13 protein-coding genes are annotated in these 18,801 nt (G+C 70.4%); 7 read left to right on the top strand and 6 right to left on the bottom strand.

Going from position 1 to position 18,801, the window contains the following annotated elements; translation table 11 throughout:
* Positions 1 to 110: 110 nt before the first annotated feature.
* A complete protein-coding gene (locus tag ACZ48Z_RS27975) occupies positions 111 to 2,216 on the bottom strand; it encodes an alpha-galactosidase (protein WP_468738645.1) in 2,106 nt (701 codons plus the stop codon).
* A 169-nt stretch (positions 2,217 to 2,385) separates the two neighbouring features.
* Between ACZ48Z_RS27975 and ACZ48Z_RS27970 the strand changes: the two genes are divergently transcribed.
* From ACZ48Z_RS27970 to ACZ48Z_RS27950, 5 genes are all read left to right on the top strand, one after another.
* Entirely contained in the window at positions 2,386 to 3,456 is a 1,071-nt protein-coding gene (locus ACZ48Z_RS27970) for a LacI family DNA-binding transcriptional regulator (protein WP_468738644.1), read from the top strand.
* 107 nt (positions 3,457 to 3,563) lie between these two features.
* Positions 3,564 to 4,874, top strand: coding sequence for an ABC transporter substrate-binding protein (locus ACZ48Z_RS27965; RefSeq protein WP_468738643.1), 1,311 nt, complete (start codon positions 3,564 to 3,566; stop codon positions 4,872 to 4,874).
* A 78-nt stretch (positions 4,875 to 4,952) separates the two neighbouring features.
* Positions 4,953 to 5,909 (top strand): carbohydrate ABC transporter permease, encoded by a 957-nt coding sequence (locus ACZ48Z_RS27960; RefSeq protein ID WP_389104563.1) that lies wholly within the window; start codon positions 4,953 to 4,955, stop codon positions 5,907 to 5,909.
* On the top strand, positions 5,906 to 6,760 hold the full coding sequence (locus ACZ48Z_RS27955) for a carbohydrate ABC transporter permease (RefSeq protein WP_468738642.1): 855 nt from the start codon (positions 5,906 to 5,908) through the stop codon (positions 6,758 to 6,760). Before ACZ48Z_RS27960 ends, ACZ48Z_RS27955 begins: the two co-directional genes overlap by 4 nt.
* A gap of 56 nt (positions 6,761 to 6,816) precedes the next feature.
* Positions 6,817 to 9,393 carry a CBM35 domain-containing protein gene (locus ACZ48Z_RS27950; protein WP_468738641.1) on the top strand — a complete coding sequence of 859 codons (2,577 nt, stop codon included), beginning with the start codon at positions 6,817 to 6,819 and terminating at the stop codon, positions 9,391 to 9,393.
* A 44-nt stretch (positions 9,394 to 9,437) separates the two neighbouring features.
* Here ACZ48Z_RS27950 and ACZ48Z_RS27945 read toward each other — a convergent pair whose 3' ends face one another.
* On the bottom strand, positions 9,438 to 10,568 hold the full coding sequence (locus ACZ48Z_RS27945; RefSeq protein ID WP_468738640.1) for an aromatic ring-hydroxylating oxygenase subunit alpha: 1,131 nt from the start codon (positions 10,566 to 10,568) through the stop codon (positions 9,438 to 9,440).
* Positions 10,569 to 10,744: 176 nt separating this feature from the next.
* On the opposite strand from ACZ48Z_RS27945, the gene purU reads away from it, so the two are divergent.
* The gene (purU, locus tag ACZ48Z_RS27940; protein WP_468738639.1) at positions 10,745 to 11,617 is read left to right on the top strand and encodes a formyltetrahydrofolate deformylase; all 873 of its coding nucleotides are present in this window, start codon (positions 10,745 to 10,747) and stop codon (positions 11,615 to 11,617) included.
* Between the two features lie 32 nt (positions 11,618 to 11,649).
* Positions 11,650 to 12,441 (top strand): IclR family transcriptional regulator, encoded by a 792-nt coding sequence (locus ACZ48Z_RS27935; protein WP_468738638.1) that lies wholly within the window; start codon positions 11,650 to 11,652, stop codon positions 12,439 to 12,441.
* 44 nt (positions 12,442 to 12,485) lie between these two features.
* Here ACZ48Z_RS27935 and ACZ48Z_RS27930 read toward each other — a convergent pair whose 3' ends face one another.
* The 4 genes from ACZ48Z_RS27930 to glyA are packed head-to-tail and all read right to left on the bottom strand — an operon-like array spanning position 12,486 to position 18,794.
* Positions 12,486 to 13,088: a sarcosine oxidase subunit gamma gene (locus ACZ48Z_RS27930; RefSeq protein ID WP_468738637.1), complete on the bottom strand. Its 603-nt coding sequence runs from the start codon at positions 13,086 to 13,088 to the stop codon at positions 12,486 to 12,488.
* Positions 13,081 to 16,254 (bottom strand): sarcosine oxidase subunit delta family protein, encoded by a 3,174-nt coding sequence (locus tag ACZ48Z_RS27925; RefSeq protein WP_468738636.1) that lies wholly within the window; start codon positions 16,252 to 16,254, stop codon positions 13,081 to 13,083. Before ACZ48Z_RS27925 ends, ACZ48Z_RS27930 begins: the two co-directional genes overlap by 8 nt.
* A gap of 24 nt (positions 16,255 to 16,278) precedes the next feature.
* On the bottom strand, positions 16,279 to 17,514 hold the full coding sequence (locus tag ACZ48Z_RS27920) for a sarcosine oxidase subunit beta family protein (RefSeq protein WP_468738635.1): 1,236 nt from the start codon (positions 17,512 to 17,514) through the stop codon (positions 16,279 to 16,281).
* On the bottom strand, positions 17,511 to 18,794 hold the full coding sequence (gene glyA / locus ACZ48Z_RS27915) for a serine hydroxymethyltransferase (protein WP_468738634.1): 1,284 nt from the start codon (positions 18,792 to 18,794) through the stop codon (positions 17,511 to 17,513). The genes ACZ48Z_RS27920 and glyA overlap by 4 nt, the downstream gene beginning before the upstream one ends.
* Positions 18,795 to 18,801 lie beyond the last annotated feature (7 nt).

The raw sequence follows: 18,801 nt of genomic DNA, 5'->3' as shown, positions 1-18,801 counted from the left end.
AAACCCCCCACCCCCCCCGGCCCACCCCCCACCACCGCCGACACTTCCCCCGCCCCCCCCCCCCCCCCCCCCCCCCCCCCCCCCCCCCCCCCCCCCCCCCCCTTCAGTATTTACAACGCCGCGCTCAGCCTGAGGAGTACGGCCGTGTCGGTGCGCGGAAGCCGGATCGTGAGCTTCGCCTCGGCCGGGTCCCACTCCGTCGTCGCGTCGGCCGTCGTGGGCTGGAGCACCTCCGGGCGGAGCGCGACACCACGCAGGTGAGGCAGCGTGAGCGACCGGCTCTCCGGGACGCCGTCCCGGTCCCGGCGCCACACGGCGACGAAGGTGGACGCCTGCCCCCTCAGTCCGTGGGCGATCCAGGCGTCCTCCCAGTCCGGCAGTCCCAGCGGCCAGAAGGGGTGGGCGTCTGCGATCTCCGGCCGGATGTCCTTGTAGACGCCGATCGCCGAGCGTACGAGCTCGAACTGCTCGTCACTCATGCGGTCGAGGAACCCGGACAGGTGCACTCGGCCCAGGAGCGCCCCGGTGAGGGTGAAGGCGATCCGGTCTGGGGTGTGGTCGGGCTGGGGGTAGGCCCACACGGCCGCCTGTTCGGGGGTCGCGGCGGTGGCGGCCGCGGCGGCGATGGGCGGATAGCGCAGCGGGTCCTGCTGGTCGCTGGTGGACTGGATCTGGGCCACGGCGAGTTGGGCGTAGTCCATGCGCAGGCCGCCGGAGCCGCAGTTCTCCAGGACCAGGCCGGGGTGCCGGTCCAGGAGGCCGTTCATCCAGTCGAGGTGGGCGCGGTGGTGTCCGAGCAGTCCGGCGCCGGGACTCTCCGGGCCGTTCTCCGTGCCGGGACCGATGTTGATGTTGTAGTCGAGCTTGAGGTACCCGACGCCCCACTCACCGACCAGCCGGTCCACGACCGCGTCGAGGTGGGCCCGGGCGGCGGGGTGGCGAAGGTCGAGGTGGTGCCGGCCGTGTTCCGTGACCCGCAGGCCACCACGCCGGAAGAACGCCTCCGGCGGCAGGGTGTGGGCCAACGGGCTGCGCACGCCCACGACTTCGGGCTCCAGCCAAAGTCCCGGGACCATGCCGTGGCGCCGTATCGCGTCCAGCACCTCCTGGATGCCGCCGGGGAAACGGCCCCGGGCGGGCTCCCACGCGCCGACCGCGTCCCACCAGCCCTGGGCGTCGTCGTCGTACCACCCGGCGTCGATGACGAAGACCTCGGAGCCGGCCTTGCCCGCCGCCTCGATGAGCGGCAGGAGCCGCTCGGTGGTCGGGTCGCCCATGAGGGTGTTCATGTAGTCGTTGTAGATCACCGGGAGGGCGCGGAGGTCGGGATGCGCGCGGCGGATCAGCCTGCGGTAGTCGGTGAGTTCACCGAAGGCCGCGTCGAGGCCGCCGCTCCCGCCGCGGACCAGGACGGCGGGAACGGTGTGGAAGTCCTCGCCGGGCGCGAGGGTGTGCCGCCACTGGTGGTGGGCGTCGTCGGGGCCGAACAGGGCTGTGTAGGCGACGCCTTCGCGTTCGCCGCTCTCGAAGCGCCACCCCGCGCTGGACTCGATCTGCCACAGCCAGGTGCGGCCGGAGCGGTCGGTGAGCGCGCCGATCGGCAGGTGACGGCCGGTGGACCAGCTCCCCTGTGAGTAGCGCTCGAAGCAGCCGCGTCCCTCGTGACCGTGCGCGAACCGGCTCAGCGGGACGACCTGGTCGCGGAACGGCGCCTGGTGCCACCGGCATTCGGCGAGCCAGTCGTTGTCCGCCCAGTGCAGGGTCAGTCCGTCGAGAGTGCCGTCCGCGTCGGTGATGCCGCCGAGGGTCAGGGTGCTCACGCTCTCCAGCCGCAGCGGTGCGCGGCCCTCGTTGACCAGACGCACCCGCGAGCGCAGGAAACCGGCACCGGAAGCGGTCTCCAGGGTGACCTCGGCGACCAGACCGGTCTCCGCATCCGCCAGCCGGATCGTCGTACGCTCCCGGCTCCCCTCCCGGACGGTCTCGTGGTCGCGGTAGGTGAGGCGGTCGCCGATCGCGGTCTCGATGAAGCGCTCGCCCGACCACAGGCGTCCGTGACCGGTGGCGGTGACCTCCACCACGGGTACCAGGCCCGCCCAGTCCTGGTCGGACGCCCCCAGCCGGACCGAGCCCGTGGCGTCCAGGACGGCGTGCAGCCCGAGTTCCGGGTGCGACCAGAGACGGGATCTCTCGAGTGTTCCGACGACTGCGGTCAACGCAATTTCCCCTTCCGGGATGGTTCGGTACTGCGACGGTCTCGTGAGTGCTGAGCTGGGGATTCCCGCTCGGTGAGCGAGGGTTGACCTCGTCGGCGGCTGTGTTTGAAAGGTAAATCCCCGGTTACGGTCTCTTGACGCCCGCGATGTGACCGCTCACAATCCTCGCATGGTTGTGACCGGTCACACAAGCTTCGGCGGCCAGACCGCCCCCTCCCCGGGGCAGCGCAGACCCGCCAGCATCCGCGATGTCGCCCAGGAGGCGGGCGTCTCCTACCAGACCGTTTCGAGGGTCATCAACGGCCGTCCGAACGTGAAGGAGGAGACCCGCGGACGCGTCGAAGCGGCTGTGCGTGCCCTGGGGTTCAGGCGCAACGCCACCGCGTTCGCCCTGGCCAGCGGGGTGACCCGAGCGGTCACGGTCCTCACCTCCAACACCGTCCTCCACGGCTATGCGGCCACCCTGCAGGGTCTGGAGGAGGCGTCCCGCTCCGCCGGCTACGCGCTCGGCGTGCGGGTGGTGACCCCCGAGGACGACCTGGACCGTACGGTCGCCGCGGCCGCCGACACCGGTGGCGGCCTGATCGTCATCGGCTACGACCGGCTCGGCGCCGCCGTACTGGACCGTGTACCGGCGCAGGTGCCGTGCGCGGCGCTGGTGGAGGCGCCGCCGCCCGGCCGCACGCCCGGCCGTCCGGCGGTGTGGGCCGACGACCGGGAAGCGGCCCGTGCCGCCACCGAACACCTCCTCGCGCTCGGCCACCCGACCGTGCACTACGTGGCGATCCCCGCCTCGACCGGAACCCGGCGTTCGGCGGCACCCCGCGCCGAGGGCTGGCGCCAGGCCCTGAAGGCGGCGGGCGTGACCCCTCCCCCGCCGTGCGGCCGGGCCTGGGACGCGCAGGCCGGATACGAGGCGGGGAAGAAGCTCGCCGGGAGTCCCGACGTCACCGCGATCCTGTGCGGCAACGACGACCTGGCGCTGGGTGTCCTGCGGGCCCTGCACCACGCGGGCCGACGGGTCCCCGAGGACGTCAGCGTCATCGGCTTCGACGACGCCCCGCACTCCGCCTTCCTCACACCGTCCCTCACCACGGTCCGCATGGACTTCCACGGTCTGGGCCGCGCCGCCTTCGGGCTGCTGCGGGCCCAGCTCGACACCGACCGGCACGACCCCCCGCCCCCGCCGGCCGCACCCACCCTCGTCCACCGCGAGAGCGCCGGTCCGCACGGTTCCTGAACCGGACCGGCACCCGGCCCCCTGATCCCCACAGCACGTACCACCCCACAGCACGACCCTCGGCAGTACCGCACCACCCAACCCTCCGTTCGACCAAGGATTCCGCCATGAGAAGAGCCGTCTCCGTCCTTGCCACCGCCTGTGTCATCGGGCTGACCGCCACCGCGTGCAGCGACAGCACCGCGGGCGGCACCGGCGCCGCACCGACCGGGTCGGTGAACGCCACCGCCTCCCTCAAGGGCGTGAAGCTGACGATGTGGGTCGCGCAGAACAGCGTCTCGGAGCCCAAGCAGGCCATCGACGCGTTCGAGAAGGCCACCGGCGCCAAGATCACCACCGAGGTGATCCCCGACCCGTACGAGTCGAACGTCCCGACCAAGCTCGCCTCCGGCACCAAGCCGGACCTGATGTTCTGGCAGCCCACGGGCAGCACCCTGCCGTTCATCCAGCCCGCCCAGAACCTGCTCCAGCTCGACAACGAGGACTGGGTCCCCAAGCTCGGCAAGACGGAGCAGGGCCTCGGCCAGGTCGACGGCCACCGCTACGCCGCGATCGTCACCAGCCCCGCCGTGCTCGGCGTCTACTACAACAAGGCCGTCTTCAAGAAGGCCGGCATCACCACGATGCCGACCAGCTACGACGACATGCTGGCCGACGCGAAGACGATCAAGTCGAAGACGGGCGTGGCCCCGTTCTTCGAGGTCGGCGGCGACAAGTGGCCGCTGCAGTGGCAGGTGCAGCTCCAGATGACGGACCTGCCCCAGAGCTTCTGGGACAACCTCAACAAGAACAAGGACTCCTGGACGAACAAGACCATCGTCGACGCGATCACCAAGTACAAGACGAAGGTCCTCGACGGCGGGCTCGCCCAGAAGAACTACAAGACCGCGACCTTCGTGGACCAGGGCAAGGCGATCATGGACGGCAGTGCCGCGATGGCCGTGAACGTCACCGCGCTCCAGTCCGAGATCCAGGCGACCTCCAGCACCGCGGACATCGACGCGAAGCTGGGCTGGTTCCCCCTGTCCAACAGCGCCGCCAAGGCCGAGTACTCGCCCGACCAGACCAACGGCGTGGTCGCCTTCAACACCGGTGACGACAAGCGCCAGAACGCCTCCCGGCAGTTCCTGTCCTTCTGGCTCGGCAAGGACTACCCGGCCTACATCAAGGCCAACAAGCTCGTCTCCGTCCAGCCGTCCGTGCCCAACCCGGCCGGACTGCCGCAGACCGCGATCGCTCAGTCCGAGGCGCTGGCCACCGCGGCCGGTGTCTTCCAGGTCAAGGCGCTGACCGCGCCCGACATGCACCTGGCCCTCGCCGACATGATCTACGGCAAGAAGACCCCCAAGCAGGTCGCCCAGGCAGCCCAGGACCAGTTCGTGCAGGTCCTCAAGGCCCGCGGCGTCTCCGGCTTCTGACCGGTACGCCCCTCGCCAGTCCCTTCCCCGGGCCGCCCGTCGGTGGCGCGCCCGGGGTCCCGTACCGGAGGTTGAATCGTGGCGGACACTGCCACCCTGGGCGTCAAGGACGCCACGCGCACGCAGGAAGCGGACCGGGCCACGCGTCCCGGCCGGCGCGGGCGGTCCCGGCGCAGGGCCAACCAGCCCTGGTGGTTCGCGGTGCCCGCGCTCGCCGTGTTCGGTGTGTTCTTCCTGCTGCCGAACCTGCTGAACTTCGTCTACCCGTTCACCAACTGGTCGGCGTTCCACCCCCAGATCGGCTTCGTGGGCTTCTCGAACTTCTCCACGATCCTGCACGACGGGTCGATGGTCCGGGACATCCGCATCACCCTGGAGTACGCGGTCCTCGTGGCCGTCTTCCAGAACGGCTTCGGTCTCGGTCTCGCCCTGCTCCTCGAACGCGACACCCGCTTCAACCGCTTCTTCCGCGCGGTGTTCTTCCTGCCGGTGCTGATCTCCGCCCTGGCGGTGGGCTACATCTTCCGGGCCCTGCTCGCCCAGGACGGGGCGCTGAACAGCGTGCTGTCGTCCCTGGCCGGGCACCCCGTCGACACGCCCTGGCTCGGCTCGACCACCTGGACTCTGGTCGTCGTCACCCTCATCCACGGCTGGAAGTGGATGGGACTGGCCATGCTGATCTACCTGGCGGGTCTGAAGAGCATGCCGGGTGACGTGCTGGAGGCGGCCCGGATCGACGGGGCGGGCGGCTGGCGCACCTTCTGGTCGATCAGGTTCCCGCTGCTCGCCCCGGCGGTGACGTTCAACGTGACCACCGCGCTGATCGGCTCCATGAACACCTTCGACATCGTCCAGGCCACCACCGCGGGCGGCCCGGGCAGTGAGACCGAGGTGTTCAACATCTACATGTTCCGCATCTTCGGCCAGGGGCTCTACGCGCAGGCCTCCGCGATGAGCCTGGTGCTCTTCCTTATCGTCGTCGTCCTCGCCGTGCCCGTCATCGTCGGCCTGCGCCGCAGGGAGAACAACCAGTGACCACCATCGGCGCGTTCGCGCCCGTCCACCGGCGCCCCTGGCGTTGGCTGCAGCCCGTCTCCGTGCTGCTGATCGCCGTCGTCACCATCGGCATCCCGCTGTGGCTGGTCGCGGTCACCTCGGTCAAGCCGCAGGCCGAGGCCATCAAGCCCAACCTGTCCCTGCCCCACCACGTCCAGGCCGCCGCCAACTACAAGCAGACCTTCGACGAGGGCAAGGTCGTCCAGGGCTTCGTGAACAGCATGCTGGTGGTGGCCCCCTCCGTCGTGCTCGTCCTGCTCCTGGGGGCCGGCGCCGCCTGGGTGTTCGCCCGCCGCAAGGGACGGCTGGTCAACGCCCTGTACGCGCTGAGCATCAGCGGTTTGCTGCTGCCTCCCGCGGTGATCACCATCGTGATGGAGCTGCGCCAGCTCGGCCTGGCCGGCACCCGGCCCGGCATGATCGGCGTCTACGCCGGGATGTACCTGTCCACGTCGATCTTCTTCATGACCGGGTTCATCCGCGCCCTGCCCGAGGAGCTGGAGGAGGCCGCGCGCATGGACGGCGCCGGTCCGCTGCGGGTCTTCTGGCAGATCATCCTGCCGCTGCTCAGGCCGGTCATCGCCACCGCGACGATCATGGTGATGCTGTTCGCCTGGAGCGACATCTTCTACGCCTTCTTCGTCCTCGGCAGCGGGGACCAGGCCACCCTGCCGCTCAACCTCTACCAGGTCGCCAGCGCCCAGCTGTACCTCAACAACTGGCATCTGATCTTCGCCTACGTCGTGATGATGAGCCTTCCCATGGTGCTCGTCTTCGTCATCGCCCAGCGCCGCATCGTCTCCGGCATCACCAGCGGCGCCGTCAAGTAGCCCCACCCCGTAGCCGCACGAGCCTCCCGCAATGGTGCGGGAGGAGGAGGTCAGCCATGCCTCGCTCTTCCGCTCTGTCCCACGACCGCCGCAGGACCGGACGTCGCGCCGGTCTCACCGGTGCCGCCGCGATCGCCGCACTGGTCGCCACCTTCCTCATCCCGCGTGCCGCCGAGGCCGCCAACCCGCAGTTCACGGTCGACCTCGGCACCACCACCGGCGCGGTCGCGCACGGCGCGAACGGTGCCCTGTACGGGCTCAGCGACGACGGTGTGCCCGGCGACAGCGTGGTCGCGCCGCTGCACATGACGAGCATCGCCACCAAGGCGCCGGACGGTGCCCAGCACCCCAACGGCGACGCGCTGGTCGTGCAGTCCCAGTACGCCCGCACGGGCGGCGGCGACAACCTGATCTACATGCAGGACGTCTACGCCAACTGGCCTTACGAGAACAACGGGTTGAGCGACTACCTGGCCAAGGTCGACACCATGGTCCGCAAGGTGGCGGCCCGTTCGGACGCGAGCACGTTCGTGTGGGTGCCGTTCAACGAGCCGGACGGCAACTGGTACAGCGGACTGGGCAGTTCCAACGCCACCACCTACGCGAACGCGCTGAGCAGCTTCGAGAGCGACTGGGCGACCGTCTACAAGAAGATCCGGTCGATCATCCCGAACGCACGGATCGCCGGCCCCAACGAGACGCACTACGACACCCGGCTCATGGCCGACTTCTACCCGTGGGCGAAGACCAACAACGTCGTGCCCGACGTCACCACCTGGCACGAGCTGGCACCCAGTTCACTGTCGAGCTTCGACTCCACCCTCGCCACCTACCGGGCCCTGGAGGTCAGCGCGGGCATCAGCAAGCGGCCCGTCAACATCGACGAGTACGCCGACCAGCGCGACCTGTCGGTCCCCGGGCAGATGATCCAGTGGATGTCGCTGTTCGAGCGGAACAAGGTCGACGCCGACCTGGCGTACTGGGACATCGCCGGGAACCTGGACGACAACGTCGCCCAGACCAACATCCCGAACGGCAACTGGTGGCTGATGCGCTGGTACGCGGGCCTGAGCGGACAGACCACCAAGGTGACCCCGCCGCAGCCGGGCGTGGTCGACACGCTCCAGGGCATCGCCTCACTGGACACCGGCCGCAAGCAGGCCCAGGTGCTGCTGGGCGGCGGGACCACCGGCGCGGCCGACACCGTCATCCAGCACATACCGTCCGCCTTCGGCAGCACCGTCAACGTCACCGTCGAGCGCACCAGGTGGAGCGGCTACGAGGGCGGGGCACCCGCGCCGAGCGTGCTGGCCCGCAGCACCTACACGGTCGCCGCCGACGGCAGCATCACCGTCCCGCTGACCAACCTCGACCCGATGGCGGCCTACCGCATCACCGTCAACCCGGCCGGCACCGGCACGCCCACCGCGGCCTCCGTGCCCTGGTCGGCGTCGTACGAGGCCGAGAGCGCGGCCATCACGGGCGGCACGGCCTACACCCAGGGCACGGTCTCCAACTACTTCGGCCACGCCACCTCGGGCACCAAGGACGTCGGTGACCTGAACCAGTCGACCAGCAAGGTCGCCTTCAACGTCAACGTCCCGACCACGGGGACGTACAAGCTCAACGTCTTCTACGGCAACCAGTCCGGCGCCCCGGCGACGCAGACCCTCACCGTCGACGGCGGCTCGGCGCAGACGATCACCTACGGTCCGACGCTGTCCTGGGTCTACCGTGCCACCGCAGGCGCCTCGGTGTCCCTGACGGCGGGCACGCACACGCTGACCCTGGCCAAGGGCACGAACGAGGTCACCCTCGACAAGATCGACCTCACCGCCGCCTCCAGCGCGGAGACCCTCTACCCGGCCGCCTACGCCGACGTCACCGGCACGCCCACGTACGGCTACTCCGCATCCGGCATCACCGGCGCGGGCTCACTGGCCCTGGACTCCGCGGACTCGGCGATCTTCGACGTGTACGCCCCGACCGACGGCTACTACACGGTCCACACCGACTACTCCTCCAACGGCACCGGCACGCTCGCCCTGGACGGCGCCACCGCCGTGACACTGGCCTCGACCAGCGGGACGCTCACCGACAAGACCTCACGGCTGTACCTGTCGGCGGGCAACAACCGCATCACCGCCGCCACTTCGGGCTCCACCGTCCTGACCCTGCGGGACCTGCGCGTCGCCGCGAGCGCCGACACCACGGGCGTGACCGCCTACGAGGCCGAGGCCGCCACCCTCGCCGGAACAGCCGTCGTCACCTCGGACACCTGGGCGTCCGGCGGCAAGTACGTGGGCTACATCGGCAACGGCTCGGGCAACACGCTCACCTTCAAGGTCAACGCGGCGAGCGCCGGGCGTTACGTCATGAACGTCCGCTACGCCAACAACCAGGTCTCCGGGTCCGGCAACTACAACACCAACGTCGTCTCCCGCGCGGCCCAGATCAGCGTCAACGGAACAGCCCAGACGGTCATGTTCCGCAACAACTACAGCTGGAACAACTACTGGGACCTGCCCGTCCCGGTCACCCTGACCGCGGGCACCAACACCGTCACCCTGGCCAACTCCACGGCCTACGCGCCCAACGTCGACCGGATCACGGTCGCACCGGTCGCCGGCTGACGGCCAACGCACGTTGAGGGGCCCGGTGTTCGACGCCGGGCCCCTCACGCCTGTCCGGCGCCGAGCTGTTCCTGGACCCAGTGGTGGAAGGCGCCGATGTGGTGCTCGCTGGGGACCAGGACTCCGCCCTTGGCATACAGGCGTGAGCTCATCCCCGGCTGGGTGCGCTCGCACGCGTCGAAGTCCTGCCGGTTGACCCGGTCGAACAACTCCACCGACCGGCTGACATCCCTCCCGCTCTCCACGACCTGCGGAAGATACAGCCAGTCACACTCCACGACCGTACGGTCCGCCGCGACCGGAAACATCCGGTGGAAGATCACATGGTCGGGCACCAGATTCACGAACACCTGCGGCCGCACCGTGATCGCGTAATAACGGCGGTCCTGATCGTCGGAGACCCCGGGTATCCGGTCCAGCCCCTCCGAACCGTCGACCGTGAACCCCCGGACGTCCTCACCGAACTCCGCCCCGTGCCCCACGTAGTACTGCGCCGCGTACCCGTCCGCGAACTCCGGCAGCACCTCCGTCAGTTCGGGATGGATCGTCGCGCAGTGATAGCACTCCATGAAGTTCTCGACGATCAGCTTCCAGTTCGCCTTCACGTCATAGACGATCCGCCGCCCGACCTGAAGGCTCTCGATGTCGTACCGGTCGACGGACTCCACGTCGCCCAGCCGGGCCACCACGTCCGCGACCACCGAGTCCTCGAAGGAGGGCGGGTTCTCCGCGAGGCACACCCACACATAACCCAGCCATTCACGCACCGCGACGGCCGCCAGCCCGTACTCGGTACGCCCCACGTCCGGCATCTTCGTCAGGTTCGGCGCGGCCACCAACTTGCCTGTCAGGTCATACGTCCACGCGTGATACGGACACTGGAACGCCCGCTTCACCTCGCCGGACTCCTCCGTGCACAACCGGGCCCCACGATGCCGGCACACATTGAAGTACCCGCGCACCGAGTTGTCCCGCGCACGCGTGATCAGAACGCTCTCCCGCCCCACCTCCACCGTCCTGAACGAACCGGGTCTGGGCAGATCCGAAGCACGCACAGCACAGAACCACATCGCCTCGAAAATCCGCTCCTGCTCCAGAGCGAACACCCCGGCATCCGTATAGGAAGCGCCGGGGAGAGTCGGGATCAGGCTCTCGGGGAGGGCTGCCGAGGTCATAGAGAACTCCTGAGGTTGCCTTATGCGCAACATGTATCGACCAGCGCAACACACAGTGCAGCGCGCGCCTGGCACTGTCAAGAGTGGGCGAGCCCTTGACCGCGGGCCGTCACAGCCGGGACGATGTTGCGTATCAGTCGCACTGTTGCGTAATGCGCAGCCTTCGGGAGGACTCAGTGTCTCTTCGACCGCAACCCGACCGCGAGTTCGTCCTCACCCTCTCCTGCCCCGACCGTTCCGGCCTCGTCCACGCCGTCACCGGCTTCCTCGTCCGGCACTCGGGGAACATCCGGGAGAGCCAGCAGTTCGACGACCGGCTCCAGGACCGCTTCTTCATGCGCGTCCACTTCGACGTCTCGGACCCGGCCATGTCCCTGGAGGCCCTGCGGTCCGGCTTCGCCCCGGTCGCGGAGGCGTACCGGATCACCTGGCAGCTGTGCGACGCGGCGACCCCGACCCGCACTCTGATCATGGTGTCGAAGTTCGGCCACTGCCTGAACGACCTGCTCTTCCGGCAGCGCACCGGCGCGCTCGGCATCGAAGTGGCGGGCATCGTCTCCAACCACCCGGACTTCGCCCCGCTCGCCGAGACCTACGGCATCCCCTTCCACCATGTGCCGGTGACCCCGGAGACGAAGCCGGACGCGGAGGCCCGGCTGCTCGAACTCGTCGACGAACTGGACGTCGACCTCGTGGTCCTCGCCCGGTACATGCAGATCCTGTCGAACGACCTGTGCAAGCAGCTCGAAGGCCGGGCGATCAACATCCACCATTCGTTCCTGCCGAGCTTCAAGGGCGCGAGGCCCTACGTCCAGGCGCACGAGCGCGGCGTCAAGCTGGTCGGGGCCACGGCTCACTACGTCACCCCGGACCTCGACGAGGGGCCCATCATCGAGCAGGACGTCATGCGCGTGAGCCACGCCCAGAGCCCCGAGACCCTGGTGACCCTGGGGCGGGACGTCGAGGCGCAGGTCCTCGCGCGGGCCGTGGAATGGCACAGCCAGAACCGGGTCATGATCAACGGCCGTCGGACGGTCGTCTTCCGCTGACCGGTGTGGCCCCCTTCGCATAAGGTTCCGCCATGAGCAACAACGGCACCGAGTCCGCGGGTACCTCCGGTGGCGGTGTGCAGTCCGTCGACCGGGCTGTCACCGTGCTGGAGATCCTCGCCCAGCGCGGCGAGGCGGGCGTCAGCGAGGTGGCCGCGGCCATCGACGTCCACAAGTCCACGGCGTTCCGCCTGCTCGGCGCCCTGGAGGCGCACGGGATGGTCGAGCAGGAGGGCGAGCGCGGGAAGTACCGCCTCGGCTTCGGCATCGTGCGGCTGGCCGGAGCGGTCACGGGACGCATCGACGTCACCAAGCACGGCCGCGGGATCTGCGAGCGCCTCGCCGACGCCCTGGGCGAGACGATGAACATCGCGGTGCTGGAGTCCCATCACGTGATCAACCTCGACCAGGTGCGCGGCCGCTCCGCCATCACGGCGCAGAACTGGGTCGGCCGGCAGACCCCGATGCACTGCACGTCGAGCGGCAAGGTCCTCCTCGCCCATCTGCCGGACGGGCGCCGGGACGAACTCGTCGCCGTTGCCGGGCTCGACCGCATGACGGAGCGCACGCTGACCTCCCGGCAGGACCTGGAGGCCGAGCTGGTCCGGGTCCGCGAACAGGGCTACGCCATGACGGTGGAGGAGTACGAGGAGGGCCTCAACGCCATGGCCGCGCCGGTGCGTTCACGCGACGGCGAGGTCGTCGCCGCCCTGACCGCCTCGGGGCCCGCCTTCCGGCTCACCGAGGAACGGATGCACGAGCTGGCACCGGTACTGGTCAAGGGCGCCGACGAACTCAGCAGGCGGCTCGGCCACCTGGGCTGACGCCGGGCTCTCAGGATGCCCGAGGCTCAAGGACGTAAAGGCTCTCAGGACGTCCACTCCACGGCCGCGTCCAGCAGCCAGTCCGTCAGGTAGCCGGCGAAGGACGAGCGGACCAGTACCCAGAAGCCGGCGCCCGGTTCGTCACGGGCGACCAGCACGACCTGGGTGCGTCCGAGCGTGGTCTGAGCGCAGCGTCCGGCACCGAAGGCACGCGGGTGCAGATCCAGCGAACAGCCGTGGGCCAGCAGATCGCGGGCGCGGGGTCCCGCGACGAGGAGCGTGGTGCGCTGCGCCGACACGTCGACGACCGACACCGGCTCGTCGCCTGAGGCCTCGCGGATACGGTCCTCCACGTCCCGCCGGTCCGGCGGCCCCACCACGAGCCACTCGTCGGGCCCGAGCCACAGGGCGGTGAGCTCCCCGGCGCGTACGACGGTGTCGGGCTCGACGGGCAGCTGGAGCCCCAGAGCGAGCCCGACGGCGTCGGCCGCCGCGCCCTTGAGGTCGAGGCGCACGTCGATCTGCGTCAGGAAGGGGAGTTCCGCCAGCCGGACCGCTCCCCCGGAGGTACGGGTGGCGGCGGCGAGGCGGCCGGCGGTGTGCGACAGGGGGCTGCGGAGCGGGGCGGTAAGGGCGGTGTCAGCCATCGCGGCGGGCTCCCTCGGGGTCGTAGAGGACGGGGCTTGCGACGGTCACCGGAACCAGCCGGTCGCCGACGGGGGCGTACAGCCGCTCGCCGATGCGCTCCCGGCCGCCCTTGATCAGGGCCAGCGCGAACGTGCGGCCGAGGGCGGCGCTGCGGTAGCTGGAGGTGACGTGGCCGAGCATCGGGACGGGTGGCGCGGGCAGCACGGCGTCGGCAACCAGCTGTGTCCCCTCGGGGAGGAAGGCGCCCGGGTCCTCGGGGAGCAGGCCGACCAGGTGCTTGCGGTCGGGGCGGACGGCGTCGGCGCGGGCGTAGGAGCGCTTGCCGATGAAGTCGGGCTTCTTCTTGGACACCGCCCAGCTCATGCCGAGGTCGTGCGGGGTGACGGTGCCGTCGGTGTCCTGGCCGATGATCGGGTAGCCCTTCTCGGCGCGCAGGACGTGCATGGTCTCGGTGCCGTACGGGGTGATGCCGTACGGGGCGCCGGCCTCGGCCAGCGCCTCCCAGAGGGCGAGGGCCTGCCACGGTGACACGTTGATCTCGTAGGCGAGTTCGCCGGAGAAGCTGATCCTGCAGACCCTGGCGTCGATGCCCGCGACGGTCGTGTCCCGCCAGGCCATGAACGGGAAGTCGTCGTTGGACACGGCCAGTTGGGGCGCGAGCGAGCCGAGGAGTGCCCGGGACTCCGGGCCGACCAGTGCCACGGTCGCCCACTGCTCGGTCACCGAGGTGCAGTGGACCTTCAGCTCCGGCCACTCCGTCTGCAGCCACTCCTCCATCCAGTCCAGGACGGCCGCCGCGTTGCCCGTGGTCGTCGTGAGGAGGAAGCGGTCCTGGGCGAGGCGGATGACGGTGCCGTCGTCGAAGACCATGCCGTCCAGGCGGCTCATCACGCCGTAGCGGATCATGCCGACCTTCAGGGTAGACATCATGTTGGTGTACAGCCGGTCGAGGAGGACGGCGGCGTCCGGGCCCTGGACGTCGATCTTGCCGAGGGTGGAGGCGTCCATGAAGGCGACGCCGTCGCGGGCTGCGGCGCACTCGCGCAGGACGGCCGCCTCCATGTCCTCACCGGGCCGCGGGTAGTACCAGGGGCGCTTCCACTGGCCGACGTTCTCGAAGCGGGCGCCGTGCGCGACATGCCACTCGTGCAGGGCAGTTGTACGGATCGGGTCGTGCAGCGCGCCCCGGTCGCGGCCGGCGAGGGTGGCGAAGGACACCGGGGTGTAGGGCGGGCGGAAGGTCGTCGTGCCGAGCGCCGAGACGTCCACGCCGAGGAGTTCGGCGACGACCCCGCTGGCCAGGACCCCGGAGGTCTTGCCCTGGTCGTTGGCCGTGCCAGCCGTGGTGTAGCGCTTGGTGTGCTCGACGGAGCGCATGCCCGCGCCGGTGGCACGGGTCAGGTCGTCGACGGTGACGTCGCGTTGGAGGTCGACGAAGCGGGGGGCGCCGTCGCGGCCGGGGAGGGTGAAGACCTGCATCGGCGGGGTCTGCCGCGGTGGCGCGGGGAGCTGCGGGAGGCGGGGTGCGACGGCGGTGTAGCCCTCGGCCTCGATCGCGCGGGCTCCGGCGGCGGCGCCCTGCGCGAGGACGGCGGCCTGGTCGAACTCTCCGCCCGCGCTGCCCGCGACCTCGACGGCCTGGCGGCAGGCGCCGGGGACGAAGGTGCCGAGTGTGTCGTCGTACCGCAGCTTGCCGCCCGCCTGGCTGAACAGGTGCGCAACCGGGTTCCAGCCCCCGGAGACCAGGAGCAGGTCGGCGGTGAACTCCCGCTGCCCCACGGTCTCTCCGTACGGGGCGACGCTCACGGAGGTCAGACGGGCCTCGCCCTGCGTACCGGTGACGGCGTGCCCGGCGAGCACCTCGATGCCGGCTGCCCGGGCCCGGTCGGCCCACTCCCCCGGCTCCGGGCGGGTGTCGACGACCGCCGCGATGTCGACGCCCGCCGCGGCGAGGTCCAGCGCGGCCGGGTAGGCGCTGTCGTTGGTGGTGAGCACGACCGCGTGCCGGCCGGGCACGACGCCGTGGCGGCGGAGGTAGGTGCGGGCCGAGGCCGCCAGCATCACGCCGGGGCGGTCGTTGTCCGCGAAGGCCAGGGAGCGCTCGTGGGCGCCGGTGGCCAGGACGACACGTCGGGCCCGGATGCGGTGGACGCGTTCGCGGGAGACGTCGGCCGGGGCCGCGGCGCCGAGGTGGTTGGTACGGCGCTCGACGGCGAGGAGGTGGTTGTCGTCGTAGTAGCCGAAAACGGTGGTGCGGCGCAGGACGCGCACATCGGGGGTGGCGTCGAGACGTGTCCCCAACTCGTCGGCCCAGCCGAGGAGTTCGCCGGTCCCGCGCAGGCTGCCGCCGAGTTCGGGCCGGTCGTCGGCGAGGATCACGCGGGCTCCGCTGCCCGCCGCCGCGGCCGCCGCCGCGAGACCTGCCGGGCCCGCGCCGACGATCAGCAGGTCGCAGTGGTGGTGCACGGCGTCGTAGCGGGCCGGGTCGGGCTCGGTGGCGAGACGGCCCTGACCGGGGAGGCTGCTCGCCACCAGGCCGTCGTACAGCTCGACGGTAGTGGCCGGGAGCATCGGCTCGGGGAAGGGCTTCTCGATCTGGACGACGGCGTTGGGTTCTTCGGCCCCTGCCGAGAAGATGCCCCGGGGGCGGCCGAGTCTGATGCTGGTGCCGGTCTGGATGACGCCGTTGGCGAGGAGGGCGGAGGCGAGGGTGTCTCCTTGTACGCCCTGGTATTCGATGCCGTCGAAGGTGAAGGTGACGGTTCGGGTGCGGCTGCGTGCTGGGGGCTGCGCCCCCAGACCCCCGATCGGCCCTGAAGGGGCCTCGTCCTCAAACGCCGGACGGGCTGGAGATGCCGGCCTGGACTGAGAAGTGACCGGAAGCGCCTCCGTCGTCTCCGGACGGCTCTCCCCCGCCCGGTACACCGTGAGGATCTCGTTGGTCGATGTGTCCCGCACCGCGTTGAACCAGCGCCGGCAGCCCGCCGCGTGGCTCCAGCGTTCGGCGAACGGACCCCTCGGATTGGCACGGAAGAAGAGGTACCGGGCCCACTCCTCGTCGCTCAGGTCCGCGGGGCTCTCCGGGTACGGCACATGGGCCTGGCCGCCGTAGTGGAACTCGGACTCGTCACGGGGCCCGCACCACGGGCAGGGGATCAGCAGCATGTCGTTCGGCTCCCTTGAGGATCCCTAGTGGGCCACCGCGGCGGCGCCGTGCTCGTCGACGAGCGCGCCGGTGGTGAAACGGTCGAGCGAGAAGGGGGCGTTGAGCGGGTGGGGGGTGTCGTGGGCGATCGTGTGGGCGTAGACCCAGCCGACGCCCGGGGTCGCCTTGAAACCGCCGGTGCCCCAGCCGCAGTTGAGGTACAGGTTGTCGACCGGGGAGAGGCCGACGATCGGCGAGGCGTCGGGGCTGACGTCGACGATGCCGCCCCAGGTGCGCAGGACGTGGGCGCGGGCGAAGACCGGGAAGAGTTCCAGGGCCGCCGCCATCTGTTCCTCGATGATGTGGAACGCGCCGCGCTGGGTGTAGGAGTTGTACGAGTCGATGCCCGCGCCCATCACCAACTCGCCCTTGTGCGCCTGGCTGACGTACACGTGGACCGCGTTGGACATGACCACCGTGGGATGGACCGGCTCCAGGAGTTCCGACACCAGCGCCTGCAACGGGTGGCTCTGGAGCGGGAGTTCGATGCCCGCCATGGCGGCGAGGACCGAGGTGTGGCCCGCCGAGCACAGGGCCACCTTGCCCGCCGCGATCGGACCGAGGGAGGTCTGGACTCCGACCACCCGCCCGCCGACCACGTCGAGGCCCGTGACCTCGCAGTTCTGGATGATGTCGATGCCGGCCGCGTCCGCCGAGCGGGCCAGGCCCCACGCCACGTGGTCGTGCTTGGCGATCCCGGCGCGCGGCTGGTAGGTGCCGCCGAGGACCGGATAGCGCACGTCGGGTGAGATGTTGACGATCGGGCAGATCTCGCTGACCTGCTCGGCGTCCAGCCACTCCGCGTCCACGCCGTTCAGGCGGTTCGCCTCCACCCGGCGCACGCTGTCACGGACGTCCTGGAGGCTGTGCGCGAGGTTCAGGACGCCCCGCTGGGAGAAGAGGATCGGGTAGTCCAGCTCCTCCTCCAGGCCCTCCCACAGCTTGAGGGCGTGCTCGTAGATACCGGCGCTCTCGTCCCACAGGTAGTTGGAGCGGATGATCGTGGTGTTGCGGGCCATGTTGCCGCCCGCGAGCCAGCCCTTCTCCAGCACGGCCACGTTGGTGATGCCGTGGTTCTTCGCCAGGTAGTGGGCGGTGGCCAGGCCGTGTCCGCCGCCGCCCACGACGATGACGTCGTACGAGCGCTTCGGCTCGGGGGTGCGCCACAGCCAGTCGGGGTGTTCGGGGAGCTCGGCGCCGGGGGTGCGGGGGCTGCTCATCGGGCGTCTCCCTCGCCGGTGAGGTGCGGGTAGAGGGGGTGCTTCGCCGCCAGGGCCTCGGTGCGGGCGCTCAGGGCTGCGATGTCGGGCTCCGGCTGGAGTGCGAGGGCGATCACGTCGGCGACCTCCGCGAAGTCCTCCTCGGTGAGGCCGCGCGTGGCCAGCGCCGGGGTGCCGATGCGCAGGCCCGAGGTGACCATCGGCGGGCGCGGGTCGAAGGGGACGGCGTTGCGGTTGACGGTGATGCCGACCGAGTGGAGGAGGTCCTCGGCCTGGCGGCCGTCGAGCGGGGACTCCCGCAGGTCGACGAGGACCAGGTGGACATCGGTGCCTCCGGTCAGTACCTTCACCCCGGCGGCGGCAGCGTCCTCGCGGGTCAGCCGCTCGGCGAGGATGCGGGCGCCGGCCAGGGTACGGGCCTGGCGCTCGGCGAACTCCGGGGACGCGGCGACCTTGAAGGACACCGCCTTCGCCGCGATGACGTGCTCCAGCGGGCCACCCTGCATGCCGGGGAACACCGCCGAGTTGATCTTCTTGGCCAGGTCGGCCTCGTTGGTGAGGACGACTCCGCCGCGCGGGCCGCCGAGGGTCTTGTGGGTCGTGGTCGTCACCACGTGGGCGTGCGGGACGGGGTTCGGGTGCAGTCCCGCGGCGACCAGGCCGGCGAAGTGCGCCATGTCGACCATCAGCAGGGCGCCCACCTCGTCGGCGATCCGGCGGAAGGCCGCGAAGTCCAGCTGCCTGGGGTAGGCCGACCAGCCCGCGATGATCATCTTGGGGCGGTGTTCCTTGGCGAGCCGCTCGACCTCGTCCAGGTCGACCAGGTTGTCGCCCTCCGACACGTGGTACGGCACCACGTTCAGCATCTTGCCGCTGTAGTTGAGGCGCATCCCGTGGGTGAGGTGGCCGCCGTGCGCGAGGTCCAGGCCGAGGATGGTGTCGCCGGGCTGCAACAGGGCGAAGAAGACCGCCGTGTTGGCCTGTGCGCCGGAGTGCGGCTGGACGTTGGCGAAGCCCGCGCCGAACAGGGACTTGACGCGCTCGATGGCCAACCGCTCGGTGACGTCGACGTGTTCGCAGCCGCCGTAGTAGCGGCGCCCCGGGTAGCCCTCGGCGTACTTGTTGGTCGCGACCGAGCCCTGCGCCTCCATCACGGCGGTGGGCGCGAAGTTCTCGGAGGCGATCATCTCCAGGGTGGACTGCTGGCGGTGGAGTTCGGCGGCGAGGGCCGCGTGGACCTCGGGATCCAGTTCCGCAAGGGGGGTGTTCAGCGCGTTCATGGGTGTT

This window comes from Streptomyces sp. NPDC031225, from assembly GCF_055570355.1.
Note: the sequence above shows the minus strand (reverse complement) of the source record. Positions and strands in the feature narration are given on the sequence as shown.

Excerpts from the sequence above, each read along its gene's own strand:
- ACZ48Z_RS27950 (WP_468738641.1), top strand. The coding sequence starts at position 6,817 with ATGCCTCGCTCTTCCGCTCTGTCCCACGACCGCCGCAGGACCGGACGT.
- glyA (WP_468738634.1), bottom strand. The coding sequence starts at position 18,794 with ATGAACGCGCTGAACACCCCCCTTGCGGAACTGGATCCCGAGGTCCAC.
- ACZ48Z_RS27925 (WP_468738636.1), bottom strand. The coding sequence starts at position 16,254 with ATGCTGCTGATCCCCTGCCCGTGGTGCGGGCCCCGTGACGAGTCCGAG.
- ACZ48Z_RS27970 (WP_468738644.1), top strand. The coding sequence starts at position 2,386 with ATGGTTGTGACCGGTCACACAAGCTTCGGCGGCCAGACCGCCCCCTCC.
- ACZ48Z_RS27945 (WP_468738640.1), bottom strand. The coding sequence starts at position 10,568 with ATGACCTCGGCAGCCCTCCCCGAGAGCCTGATCCCGACTCTCCCCGGC.
- ACZ48Z_RS27920 (WP_468738635.1), bottom strand. The coding sequence starts at position 17,514 with ATGAGCAGCCCCCGCACCCCCGGCGCCGAGCTCCCCGAACACCCCGAC.
- ACZ48Z_RS27935 (WP_468738638.1), top strand. The coding sequence starts at position 11,650 with ATGAGCAACAACGGCACCGAGTCCGCGGGTACCTCCGGTGGCGGTGTG.
- ACZ48Z_RS27965 (WP_468738643.1), top strand. The coding sequence starts at position 3,564 with ATGAGAAGAGCCGTCTCCGTCCTTGCCACCGCCTGTGTCATCGGGCTG.
- ACZ48Z_RS27930 (WP_468738637.1), bottom strand. The coding sequence starts at position 13,088 with ATGGCTGACACCGCCCTTACCGCCCCGCTCCGCAGCCCCCTGTCGCAC.